This is a genomic window from Acidisoma sp. 7E03, assembly GCF_054665075.1.
In genome coordinates, this window is sequence record NZ_BAAFHE010000032.1 from 1 (window position 1) to 11,310 (window position 11,310).

The 11,310-nt window shown below is 65.6% G+C and carries 9 protein-coding genes; 3 read left to right on the forward strand and 6 right to left on the reverse strand.

Features of this window, described 5'->3' with window-relative positions; genetic code table 11:
* Window positions 1-103: 103 nt before the first annotated feature.
* On the reverse strand, window positions 104-1,408 hold the full coding sequence (locus ACYQ6W_RS22195) for an Nramp family divalent metal transporter (protein ID WP_459678424.1): 1,305 nt from the start codon (window positions 1,406-1,408) through the stop codon (window positions 104-106).
* Between the two features lie 156 nt (window positions 1,409-1,564).
* On the opposite strand from ACYQ6W_RS22195, the gene mntR reads away from it, so the two are divergent.
* Window positions 1,565-2,020 (forward strand): manganese-binding transcriptional regulator MntR, encoded by a 456-nt coding sequence (gene mntR / locus ACYQ6W_RS22200; protein ID WP_459678426.1) that lies wholly within the window; start codon window positions 1,565-1,567, stop codon window positions 2,018-2,020.
* Between the two features lie 2 nt (window positions 2,021-2,022).
* On the opposite strand, the gene ACYQ6W_RS22205 is transcribed toward mntR, so the two are convergent.
* Together ACYQ6W_RS22205 and ACYQ6W_RS22210 are read right to left on the reverse strand one after the other, a co-directional pair.
* On the reverse strand, window positions 2,023-4,710 hold the full coding sequence (locus ACYQ6W_RS22205; protein ID WP_459678428.1) for a tetratricopeptide repeat protein: 2,688 nt from the start codon (window positions 4,708-4,710) through the stop codon (window positions 2,023-2,025).
* Between the two features lie 169 nt (window positions 4,711-4,879).
* Window positions 4,880-5,806 carry a hypothetical protein gene (locus tag ACYQ6W_RS22210; protein WP_459678429.1) on the reverse strand — a complete coding sequence of 309 codons (927 nt, stop codon included), beginning with the start codon at window positions 5,804-5,806 and terminating at the stop codon, window positions 4,880-4,882.
* A gap of 689 nt (window positions 5,807-6,495) precedes the next feature.
* Between ACYQ6W_RS22210 and proC the strand changes: the two genes are divergently transcribed.
* Window positions 6,496-7,308: a pyrroline-5-carboxylate reductase gene (proC, locus tag ACYQ6W_RS22215; RefSeq protein ID WP_459678431.1), complete on the forward strand. Its 813-nt coding sequence runs from the start codon at window positions 6,496-6,498 to the stop codon at window positions 7,306-7,308.
* Window positions 7,309-7,362: 54 nt separating this feature from the next.
* Here proC and ACYQ6W_RS22220 read toward each other — a convergent pair whose 3' ends face one another.
* The 3 genes from ACYQ6W_RS22220 to ACYQ6W_RS22230 form a co-directional block, all read right to left on the reverse strand.
* Window positions 7,363-8,319 carry a cupin gene (locus ACYQ6W_RS22220; RefSeq protein ID WP_459678432.1) on the reverse strand — a complete coding sequence of 319 codons (957 nt, stop codon included), beginning with the start codon at window positions 8,317-8,319 and terminating at the stop codon, window positions 7,363-7,365.
* A gap of 147 nt (window positions 8,320-8,466) precedes the next feature.
* Entirely contained in the window at window positions 8,467-8,886 is a 420-nt protein-coding gene (locus ACYQ6W_RS22225; RefSeq protein ID WP_459678433.1) for a cupin domain-containing protein, read from the reverse strand.
* 312 nt (window positions 8,887-9,198) lie between these two features.
* The gene (locus ACYQ6W_RS22230) at window positions 9,199-9,990 is read right to left on the reverse strand and encodes a hypothetical protein (protein ID WP_459678434.1); all 792 of its coding nucleotides are present in this window, start codon (window positions 9,988-9,990) and stop codon (window positions 9,199-9,201) included.
* A 515-nt stretch (window positions 9,991-10,505) separates the two neighbouring features.
* Here ACYQ6W_RS22230 and ACYQ6W_RS22235 point away from each other — a divergent pair.
* A complete protein-coding gene (locus ACYQ6W_RS22235; protein WP_459678437.1) occupies window positions 10,506-11,264 on the forward strand; it encodes an integrase arm-type DNA-binding domain-containing protein in 759 nt (252 codons plus the stop codon).
* Window positions 11,265-11,310 lie beyond the last annotated feature (46 nt).

Here is an 11,310-nt window from a genome sequence, read left to right on the forward strand (position 1 = left end):
CAAGGCTTCGAACACCTGCCCAGAATCACATCTGGCACGGCCATCCAACCCCTCGCTGAACACGTTCCGCGTTGATTCCGAAATGGCCTCTGAGGGACGGGGCTCAGCCGAGGCCCGGGATCGCCACGCCGAAAGTTTGCAGCAGCAGGACGAGGTTGAGTGCCAGCACAACCGCCGTACCGAGGACGGCGACGACCTGCGTGAGAGGCCGGTTGGCGTAGGTCCCCATCACCGTCCGGTTGCCGGTGAAGAGCACGAGGGCGACCATCGGAATGGGCAGGGCAAAGGAGAGCACGACCTGGCTCACCACCAGCGCCCAGGTCGGGTTCACGCCCAGGGCGACGACGATGAAGGCCGGCACCATGGTGATGACGCGGCGCAGCCAGACGGGGATCCGGAAGCCCACGAAGCCCTGCATGATCATCTGCCCCGCCATGGTGCCGACGGCGGAACTCGACATGCCGGACGCCATCAACGAGAGCAGGAAGAGAGCGGCGGCGGCGCTGCCGAGCAGCGGCGTCAGCGTGTGATAGGCGGTCTCGATGTCGGCAACTTCCTGATGGCCGGCATGGAAGGCGGCGGAGGCCATCATGACCATGGCGAGGTTGACGGCACCGGCGACTGCGAGCGCGATGATCACCTCCTGATTGGAAAAGCGCAGCAGCAGCCTGCGCTCCCGCTCGTCTCGTGCTGGGGCGCGGTGCTGGGTGAGGCCCGAATGCAGGTAGATCGCATGCGGCATCACGGTCGCGCCGATGATGCCGACGGAGATGGTGAGCGCCGCGGCATCGGGCAGGCTCGGCACCAGGGTGTGCAGGCCGGCAGCCGGCCAGTTCACGGGGGCGATGAAGAGCTCGAGCAGGTAGCAGAGGGCGATCGTCGCCATCAGTGCGCCGATGACGAGTTCAATGGGTCGGAAGCCGCGCCCGGCCGCCACGAGAATGAGATAGGTGATGACGGCGGTGACGCCCATGCCGGCGAGCAGCGGCAGATGGAAGAGCAGGGACAGGCCGATGGCGCCCCCGAGGAATTCTGCCAGATCGGTCGCCATGGCGGCGATTTCGCTGACGATCCAAAGAATGATGACGACGGGCGACGAGAAGCGGTCTCGGCAGAGCTCGGCCAGGTTGCGGCCGGTGACGATGCCGAGCTTCGCCGAGAGCGCCTGGAAGAGCATGGCGATGAGGTTCGCCATCAGCACCACCCAGAGCAGGGCATAGCCGTAGCGGGCGCCGGCCTGGATGTTCGTCGCGAAATTGCCGGGGTCCATATAGGCGATGGAGGCGATGACCGCGGGCCCGGCGAAGAGCAGCGGGGAGCGCCAGCCGCGGCGTTCGCCGCCCAGCACGCGCCTGATCTCCTCCGTCGTCCGGTCGCTGAGCGACGGACGCGCCAGCTGCAAGTCCATGAGGCCCCCTGTCGAGCGGATGCTAGAGAATGTAGCCGATGGCACGGATTGGTCAACTGGCATCGGCGGGAGGGGTCTGCTAAACGAAAAGGTGAGGCGCTTGGGTCCGCTGGGCGCCCATGGCGAAAGAGGATGAAGCGGCCGTTGCCAGAGAGGATGAGGGAGAGCGAGGCCCAGGCGGCCGCGGAAGCGGCGGAGGAGACCGCCTTCGAGAAGCGCCACCGCCATGCGCGGGCGCAGCGCTCCACGGCCCTGACGGAAGACTACGTCGAACTGATCGCCGATCTCATGGCGCTGCATGGCGAGGTACGGGTGACGGAAATCGCCCGGCGTCTCGGCGTGTCGCATCCGACGGCGGTGAAGAGCGTCGCCCGGCTGAAGCGGGACGGTTTCGTCACCTCGCGGCCCTATCGTGGTATCTTTCTGACGGAGGAGGGCAGCGCGCTGGCCGCCCGGGTGCGCGCCCGCCATCAGCTCGTGGTGCGGCTGCTGATCGAAATCGGTGTCGCGCGGGAGGATGCCGAGAGCGATGCCGAAGGCATCGAGCACCACGTCTCGGACCGCACGCTCGCGGCCTTCGAACGCTATCTGGCCCGCGCCGCCCGGAGCTGAGGTCAGGCTTCCTGCAGCCGGGCGACAGGCGCCATCTCCGCCGACGCCGAGGGATCGAGCAAGAGGCGCGGGGTCGCCTGCCCCTGGTTGAACAGCCGCTTGGACCAGTGACGACCCGCCCGCTTGTAGGAAAGCTGGCAGTGATAGGCGACCTGCTGCCACAGCTCGAACTCGTCCAGGATGCGCATGGGGCGCAGCCAGTCACGCCAGCCCTCGGCTGCCTCGGCCAGGCTGGTGGCGAAGGCGCGCGTCAGCAGCCCCGGCCCGGTCAGCATCCAGACCGTGTCCCGATCGCCGCGGTTGATGGCTTCCACCGCGAGCGCCAGCGCCCGCCGTAGCACGGGATGCTGCGGCCGCACGGCGATGACGTTGTTGCCGAGATTGCCGGTAGGTTCCTGCCAGAAGAGTGCCTCCGTCCCGGGCGGCAGCAGCCTCTCGAGCGGTTGCAGGCAGCGGTCGTCCATGTCCGCCCAGACACCGCCGTCGCGAAAGAGCACGGCGAGGCGGAGAAGATCGGCCCGGGTCGTGGGGTCTGCCGCCCGGCGATAGGCGAGGGCGACGACGGGCGGGAAGGCGGCCGCGAGGTAGGCCCGTGCGCTTTCGTGGCTGAAACGCCGATGGGTCCAGCCCGGATTGCAGTCCTGCCAAGTGGCGCTGACCTCGGCCACGTCCGGAGGCGGCGTCTCGTCGTGCCAATATTGGGAGATGAGCGCGGGGATCGCGCGCGGCGCGCCCGTGTCGACCGCGGGCACGGCGAGGGCCCCCGCCTCGCGCAGCGCGATGACGATCTGCGTCGCCGTCGGCAGATGGTCCGGCCGCTCCCGCATGAGGGGCAGCAGACCCGCGAGCCGCGTCTCGGGCGGCAGCGGCAGCAGCGCTTCGAGCGCCGTGCGTGCAGCGCCGTCCAGCAGGATGTCGTTCAGCATCTGGCCTTCCAGCGTCTGATACAGGCCAATGGCCGTCTGGCTGAAACGCCGCCCGGGCTCCCGCAGCGCCGCCAGCCGCCGTACGCAGTCCTCGGCTTCCGTCACCGCGAAGCGGCGCAGCGAGAGGGTGAAGAGCGTGTGCAGCAGTCCCTGGTTCTGCGGCGCGCGGGCGAGGGCGGCGTGCAGAAGCTCCCGCGCCGCCGCACCCTGATGGCGCCGCCGCGCGAGGCGCGCGCGGCTGTGCAGGACGGTCACCGCATCCTGCCCGTTTTGCGCCGGGGCGAGGGGCAGCAGCGCCGCCGCCTCCGCCGCCGTGCCGCCCGTGATGGTCAGCTCGTAGACCAGGGACCAGGCCGCCATGCTGGCGGGATGGGCGGCAAAAACCTCTCGCGCTTGCACGCGCGCCGCATCCACCAGCCCGCGCCGCTGCAGACGGCGCACGGCCTCCATCTGGACGGAGAGATCCTGCGGGAAGCGCGCCAGGACGGCGGCCCATGCGGCTTCCGCCTGCGCCTCGTCCTCCCGCTGCAGCAGCGGCAGCAGGCGTAAGTGGTGAGCGCTCACCTCCGGCTGATGGGCGAGAAGAGCGCGAGCGAAGGCAAGGGCGGCCTCGTGATCCTCCAGGGCGAGGGCCAGGTCATGACCTTCGATGAGGAGCGGCGGATGGTTCGGGTGCTCGGCGAGCGCAGAGCGCAGCGCCGCCTCCGCGCCCGCGCGATCGCCCATGCGCCGCAGCTGGCGCAGATGGTCCAGCGCGGCCGCGGGGTCGAGCGGCTGGGCGGCGCGCAGACGGGTGGTGAGCGCCAGGGCCTCGGCCTCCCGCCCCAGGCTGCGATAGGCCTCCAGCCGGCAGCGCTCGGCGGTCACCCGATGCTGTCCCCCGCTCAGCGCCGCCATCCCGTCCGCTGCGGCGAAGGCCGCCGCGGCGTCCCGCCGGTCGAGGGCGATGCGGAAGCGGAGCTGCAGCGCCACCAGGGTCTCCGGTCCGCCGGCGAGGGCGGCGTCGACGTGGCCGAGCGCCGCCGCATGGTCCTGCCGGGCGAGGGCGAGTTCGGCGCGGGCGAGCCGCACCTCCGCTGCGTCGCTCAGGGCATCCAGCACCGCCTCCGCCTCCGCGAAGCGGCGCAGCCGCCGCAGTTCGGTTGCGAGATCGATATGGCGCGCGCGGCTGTCCGGCTGAAGGGCGAGCGCATCCCGGAAGGCCGCGACGGCCGCCGGCGCCTCGCCGAGTGTCCGGTGCAGCTCCCCGCGCAGACGCGCGGCGGTGGCGGCCTGCGCCGGGTCGTCTTCCGTCCAGCGCCTGAGGGCCGCGAAGGCGCCCTCGCGATCCCCGCCGCGCAGCAAAGCGAGGGCGAGACCGCGCAGGGCGGGTTCGGAGACCCCGCCGGCCTCCAGCGCCTGGCGGTAATAGCCGGCGGCCGCAGTGAACTGCCCGTCCTGCTCCGCGATCTGGCCGAGCCGTTCCGCGAGCTTGGGATGGTCCCCGTGGTGCGGATGCAGCAGGCGGCGGGCCTCCGCCCGCTCGCCCATCGCCACCAGAAGCTCTGCGCAGTCGAGCAACTGGTTAGCGTCCCTCGGCGGCGGTGTCAGCGCCGCGGCGAGCAGGCGCTCGGCGGCGCTCCGGTCGCCCCTCAGCCAGGAGCAGCCGGCGAGGCCGAGCTGCGCATGGAGATGATCGGGGGCTGCGGCCAGGATGCGGCGGAAACTCGCCTCGGCCGCCTCCAGCTTGCCTTGGTCCTGAAACGTCCGCAGGCGTGACAGCATGGGCGAGGCGTCCTGAGCGGCTGGTCTGCGCCGCGCGACCTCAGAAGCGTCTGCCGCAGCAGATCACGCCGGCACGGCACAGGATGGGGTTGCCGCACCATGTCACGAAATCGGGAGGATGCACCAGAGCGAAGGCGCGCGGCCTGGGACCGCGCGCCGTCCGCCTGGATCAGGTCGAGAAGATCTTGTGGTCGATGCCGGAGAGGGTGATCGTCGTCCCGTCGCTGAGGGTGATGACGTCGCCCAGCGAGCCCACGGATTCCACCGGCGGGCCGCTATAGCCCTCGAAAGCGATGTTGTCCTTGCCGCTGAAGCCGAGAATGGTGACCGCGCCGCCGCTGTGGCCGGCGACGAAGCCGTAGACGTCCGGCCCGCTACCGCCCTGGATCACGGCATTGCCGGCGCCGGCCAGCGCCGTGTCGGCGCCGGAGCCCAAGGTCGCGACCAGGGTGCCGGAGTTGCTGTTGGGATTGACCGAGATGGTCAGTGCGCCGGTGGTGCTGGAGGCGTTGATGACGGTGGTGCCGACGCCGCCGACCAGAAGATCACCCGTGCTGCTGCCGGTCGCGGTGATGAGCGTGGTGCCGCTGCCGCCGATCAGCGTGTTGTTGCCGCCCGCGCCGCCTGCGATGTTCGTCTGTCCCGACCCGCCGAGCACGAAATCGCCGGAAGACGATCCGGCGGAGAAGGTGATGTCGCCGCTGCCGCCGAAGAGCGTGGTGGCGGCCGAGCCGGCGGTGACGGTGGCGGCGCCGGTTCCGCCATAGATGGTGGACACCGAATTTTCGTCGGTGAAGAGGGTGCCGGAGCCGAGGAAGGCGACGATGGGGGTGGTGCCGGTCGCGGTCACGCTGTCGTCGGCGCCGCCCACCGCGATGATCGATGCGCCGTCAACGCTGACCGCCGCGGCATTGGGCGTGATCGCCACGAGCTGCGGATAATCCGTGCCGCCGCCGATGGAGTAGCTGCCGCTGCCGTAGATGTTGGTGATGACGGTGTTCGGGGTGATGGAAGCGTAGAACTGCGGCAGATAGGCGCTGCTCGTGAAGTTCGAGGTGACCGAGCCCGCAGTCACCGTTGATATTCCACCGCTCATGGAGGGTCCTTCCCTGTGTGACGTCTGTTCTCTGCGCGACGTCGGTTTGGCCGCCGCAGCAGTTCAGCCGTCCGAGGCGGCGGCACCTCAGACGCCTTAGGCGGGAGGAAGCCGGACGAGACATCCGGTCCACGACAGAGTCACCTCCCCCGGGCACGGCGGCGCGATGGAAATGCGTGCGAGTCTGTCTATGGGCGGCGCGTGCCGAGATTCGAAAAAACCACCCCGTACTCCGCCGTCGCTCCTTCAGAGCGCGCAGCGAAGGTCCTCATCGAGCGTAGATGTTTTGTTCCTGGGTCGTTCCTTTTCGATCTGCAGGCGCTTGTGGTAGGCGGCACATCACGACGCTTACGAAATAGATGAACGTATCCGGTGCTGCAACAAAAAATCCACTTAACTGCCGAGACATGCATTTTTCATAGGAATAGCCATTGAAGATGGAAAGGCAAAAGATTTTCCACACGAAGGCGTGATCGTAGGAGTGATGATCGCACAATTCTGTCCGTGTCCGATGGTCGCGCCGCGCGCTCGGGCGGGGGCGGGGCGCCCCCGCCGCTGCCCATGGCCCCGCGGCGCGATCCCTGGCATCGTCCCCCTGCCGGCCCTCGGGTCGGCGGACCCGGCGGCGGGGCGCGACTGCCGCCTGGCCCTCTTGGTCCTCGCGCGGCTGATGGAAGGAAGGACGCAGGATGTCCGGCACGCTGCTGCTCATCGGGTGTGGAAACATGGGCTTTGCCCTGCTGAAGGGCTGGCTGGCCGCGCCGCATCCGCCCACCGTCCATGTCGTGGAGCCGGACGAGGCCCTGCGGGCGCGGGCCGCGGCGGCGGGCGCTGAGGCCGTCGCCGCCCGGGAGGACCTGCCGCAGGGGCTGCGCTGCGACATCGTGGTGCTCGCCGTAAAGCCGCAGGTGATGGGGGCGGTGCTGCCGCCCTATGCCGCGCTTGCCGAGGGCGGCGCCGTCTTCCTCTCGATCGCCGCTGGGCTGACGCTGCGCTGGCTCGAATCGCATCTGCCGGCCGAGACCCCCGTGCTGCGCTGCATGCCGAATACGCCGGCCGCGATTGGCGCCGGAGTGATGGCGCTCTGCGCCAACCGCTACGTGCAGCCGGCCCAGCGGGCCCGGGCGCGCGGCCTGTTGGCCACCTGCGGCCCGGTCTTCGACATCGCGGACGATGCGCTGATGGATGCGGTGACGGCGGTTTCGGGTTCCGGCCCCGCCTATCTCTTCCACTTCATCGAGGCGCTGACCGAGGCCGCGCGCGCCGTGGGCCTGCCGGCGGAGCTCGCCGGGCCGATGGCGCTGCAGACCATCCTGGGCTCCGCCCAGCTTGCCGCCGGAAGCGAGGATGCGCCCGGCACCCTGCGGCAGAAGGTGACGAGCCCGGGCGGCACCACGGCCGCCGCCCTCGGCGTGCTGATGGAGGGGCAGACGCTGACCGCCCTCGTGACCCGCGCCGTGATCGCGGCGCGGGACCGGGGCGTCGCCTTGCAGACGGCCTGAGCCAGGCAGGGGCCGCCGGAGGGGGAAGCGCCCTTGCCGGCGGCGCCACGCCGCTTACGGCATCTGCGAGATGTGCACCGTCCGGTCATGGCCGGGGTGGCTGAAGGTGATTTCCAGGGTCCGCAGATAGGTGTGCAGCCCGGCATCCTGGATGGGCAGGACATGCGCATCCGCGCCCGATTCATTGTGGTGGGAATGCCAGTAGCCGGGCGGCGTCACGAAGCTCGCCCCCGGCGCCCAATCCTCGCGCACGCCGTTCTTGATCATCCCCGTCTCGTCGAGTTCCGTGCCGATCATGGTGTAGCAGCCAGGCTTGCAGTCCACGACGAAATCGAGCGCCACGGATTCGTGGCGGTGCGGATATTGCGTTTTGCCGGCGGGCAGCAGGCCGAACATCGCCCATAGCGTATGCGTGACGGTGCGGGTCTGCGGGAAGGCGCGATTGGCGAGCAGCACGCTGACGCGGTTGGCCTGGGAGTTCACCGGATCGTTCGCGATCGTCTCCAGCTTCGTCTCGGCCTTGGAATATTCAAAGAGGGTGGGCTTGAAGCGCTCCACCGTGGGGGCGGCGCCGAGGTAGCGCAGCAGCGGCGCATCATGCACCCAGTAGAGCCCGGCCTCTTCCTCGGCGTAATGCATGGCCTGGCCGTGCGCGGGCAGGACGAGATAGTCGCCCTTGTTCCAGTAGATGCTTTCGCCGCAGGCATCGGTGCGGCCGGAGCCCTTGTGCACGAAGAAGAGCTGGCTGGTGGCTTCCGCCGTCGTCATCACGCTGCCGCCGAGGATGCGGATGAAATTGGCGCAGAGTGCCGGGCTGGTGGCCGGGCCTTCGCAGCCGAGCGCGCCGCTGATGTCGAGCGGCTGGATGCGGGTGGGCCCCTCCTCGAAGAACTGGCCGGAGAAGGAGTGATAGGGGACGCCGGGAATGAGCCCCTGGCGGATCGGGTTGGCGGCGGAGCTGTAGTCGTAATAGAGGGCGTTTTCCGTGAGCGCGTCGTAGTTCGGCGTCATCTGCTCTGTCCTGTCGCGATCGTTTCTTGGGCGGTCCGCCGGGCGGGCATGCGCCGGCGGAGGGACCGTAACAGCATCAGGCGGGGCAGGGCAGGGCCGAAAACGCCGGCCGGTGTGACGTTTTGCCGGCTCGGCCGGCTTGCCCGGTCAATCCCGGTGCAGGCCGTCCAGCTCCGGCATCAGCACCACGCTTTCCTGTTCATTGGGATCGGTGCGCGCGATGACGGCGATGCAGGGGTCGGTCGCGCTCGGATTGTAGGGTTGATGCGGCACGCCGGCCGGGATGTAGAAGAAATCCCCGGGCTCGACCACGGCGTGCTGGTCCAGCCGGTCCCCGAACCAGCAGCCCGAGACGCCGCTGAGCGCGTAGATCGCCGTCTCATGCGCTTCGTGGCGGTGCGCCTTCGCGCGGGCCAGGGGCGGAATGGTGACGAGCTGCAGGTGGATGCCTTGGGCGCCGACGCTCTCGGCCGAGATGCCCACGGTGTAGTCGAGCCCCTGCTTGCCGCGCACGGTCTCCCCCGCACGCACGAGCCGGCAGATGGGACGGGTGTCTGTGTCGGACATGATGGCTCTCGGGTTGGGGTGGGCAGGGTAGCACGTTTCGTCCCTATTGGCCTATACTCCGACTGTAGTAATCGAACAACTGACTGCAGGTCCCGTCTAAAAACGAGGGTTCCAAGTAATCTATATTTAAACCGGGGCTATTATAGACCCCCGTGACTTCAGATGTTTTTTCGCGAAGCATATCTCGTATCATTTTCTTGGCTATTTCTGCATCGAATAACGACATTCCCATGGTTGTTCCGAAAATCTGTCTGGAGCGAGTTTTGTTTCCAGAGGTAAGAAGTTTCATATTAGTTTTATGATAGGCGAAGCCTAAAAATACGATTTTTTGGCCGTTGAAATCATCGAGTGGATATCTTCGACTTCAGATGATTCGCTTTCGTGTTCCGTAAAAGTCTTTATATTTTCAGAAAGCTGAATCAGTCGATGCGGATCGACACTCTCACCAAAGCTAATTTGGTTGGAAATTAGAAATAAATCGTCAATTTTTCCATAGGGATGGATGATGCGCAATTTGCTCAGAATTTCTCTGGCCCGTGACGAGCCGATCTTGAAATACGTATTCAACGAGTAATAGAGAAATTGCTCAATGCATCTATCGTAGTTAAATACAACAAAAGAAACATTAGAGAAAATTTGATCAACATTGTCTACGTCGAGGTCCGTAGAAAGCGCGTGCCATAGACGCACAAACCAGGTGCCTTTAATTTGCGGAAATGGAATGGAGTTATAAGAATTAGATGTCTCTACAAACAGATCGCTTGTTTTTTCTTTTTCTAGTATTGAAGAAACGATTGCCATTTTACCAACTTGGATGATCTCCTTGTTGCTTCGATGAGTATGAAGAAAATTGTCGATAGACACAGCTAGTGGCATTGCTGCACTTATATCTTGTGCTGCTCGGATATATGCTCCCGGATGACCTTGGCTGAGAGCATTAAGCGCCCTTACAATATTCGGATCAGCGGTTCGCACGCCGGCCTCACGACTTTCAGAAACGACCAAGCGGCGTCTAATTTCCTCCGTTAGCTCTGATCCAAGAGGCAACCCTACTTCCTTGGACGCTCCGGCGCCGACGATAAAAACTGTAGGTGTTTCTATCATAGCCTAAACTCCGACTGCGAAGATGGTGCTCGACGGAAATGAAGAATGCACAATGGCCCAACTGTGCGTCTAGCTTACCACTCTGGGATGAGTTTCCATCGAGTCGGCGAGCCTCATTCGGGGCCGTTTGGATCAAAATGAGAAGGAAACGTTCTTCGTCGCTTTTGTCCTGAGACGCAGTAACCCACAGTCACTTCTCTGCTCAAGATGCTCGCTATCTTCGCCGTGAGAGGGCGGTGTCCTTATGACGCCTTGCGTATCTTGGAAAAGGTCAGAGGGGATTGATTAGCAAAAACCCTGGCGGACCCGTCGCGATTCGAACGCGAGACCTTTGCCTTCGGAGGGATAAGCTCAGAGCCTGATCGGGGTTGCGGGGCGTTGCGAGATAAGAATTTATTAAGAAATTTCAGTAAGTTAAATGTGCACCTAGTTGATGCTGCTTGCTCGTGTTTGAGCCATCCTGGTAGCTAGATGGTAGCTAGGATGCCCTTAGCTACCACAGTGGGCGACGAGAGATGCAGGAACGCAAGCGGATCGGGTTGAGGGAAGTTAAAGGTCTCGCGCCCGGTGAGACGATTTGGGACGCCACGGTCGCTGGATTTTGCGCCAGACGTCAGACCTCGGCGGCAGTGGCATATTGCCTGAAGTACCGAACGGCGGACGGTCGCCAGCGCTGGCACACCATAGGCCGCCATGGCGCACCCTGGACACCCGAGGAGGCTAGGAACGAGGCTAAGCGCCTCCTTGGCCAGGTCGTGGATGGAGCTGACCCTGCGGCTATAAAGAAGGCGAAGAGGTCTGCAGAGAGTGTGAAAGAACTTTGCGATCGATATTTAGAAGAGGCAGAGTCCGGTCGAATTCTAACGCGGCGCGGTGAGGCAAAGAAGCCAACCACTCTGACAACCGACCGAAGCCGCATCAGCGCCCATATTTTGCCGCTCCTGGGTAGCATGAAGGTCCCAGCGGTAACTCGCCACGATGTTGAAGTGTTCATGCACCGGGTTGCGGCCGGCGAGACTCAGTCTCGAAAGGCCACCGGGAAGAAGCGCGGCCTTTCAAATGTGCGCGGTGGGAAGGGAGCCTCAAGCCGAACGGTCGGGCTGCTTGGTGCCATCTTTTCCTTCGCCGTGCGCCAGGGTCTCAGGCCGGACAACCCGGTGCATGGCGTGGTGCGATATGCCGACGGAAGGAAGGAGCGGCGGCTGTCTGAGGCAGAGTATCGCCAGCTAGGGCCGGGACCCATAAAAAGGATTCACAGAGCCGAGCTGGCGTGATTCAAGGTTTCCGGAAGGAGACCTCATTTGGACGACGGATATTTTT

Bases quoted from the DNA above. Each gene is read 5' to 3' on its own strand.
- proC (WP_459678431.1), top strand. From the start codon at position 6,496: ATGTCCGGCACGCTGCTGCTCATCGGGTGTGGAAACATGGGCTTTGCC.
- ACYQ6W_RS22230 (WP_459678434.1), bottom strand. From the start codon at position 9,990: ATGATAGAAACACCTACAGTTTTTATCGTCGGCGCCGGAGCGTCCAAG.
- ACYQ6W_RS22205 (WP_459678428.1), bottom strand. From the start codon at position 4,710: ATGCTGTCACGCCTGCGGACGTTTCAGGACCAAGGCAAGCTGGAGGCG.
- ACYQ6W_RS22235 (WP_459678437.1), top strand. From the start codon at position 10,506: ATGCAGGAACGCAAGCGGATCGGGTTGAGGGAAGTTAAAGGTCTCGCG.
- mntR (WP_459678426.1), top strand. From the start codon at position 1,565: ATGAGGGAGAGCGAGGCCCAGGCGGCCGCGGAAGCGGCGGAGGAGACC.
- ACYQ6W_RS22220 (WP_459678432.1), bottom strand. From the start codon at position 8,319: ATGACGCCGAACTACGACGCGCTCACGGAAAACGCCCTCTATTACGAC.
- ACYQ6W_RS22210 (WP_459678429.1), bottom strand. From the start codon at position 5,806: ATGAGCGGTGGAATATCAACGGTGACTGCGGGCTCGGTCACCTCGAAC.
- ACYQ6W_RS22195 (WP_459678424.1), bottom strand. From the start codon at position 1,408: ATGGACTTGCAGCTGGCGCGTCCGTCGCTCAGCGACCGGACGACGGAG.
- ACYQ6W_RS22225 (WP_459678433.1), bottom strand. From the start codon at position 8,886: ATGTCCGACACAGACACCCGTCCCATCTGCCGGCTCGTGCGTGCGGGG.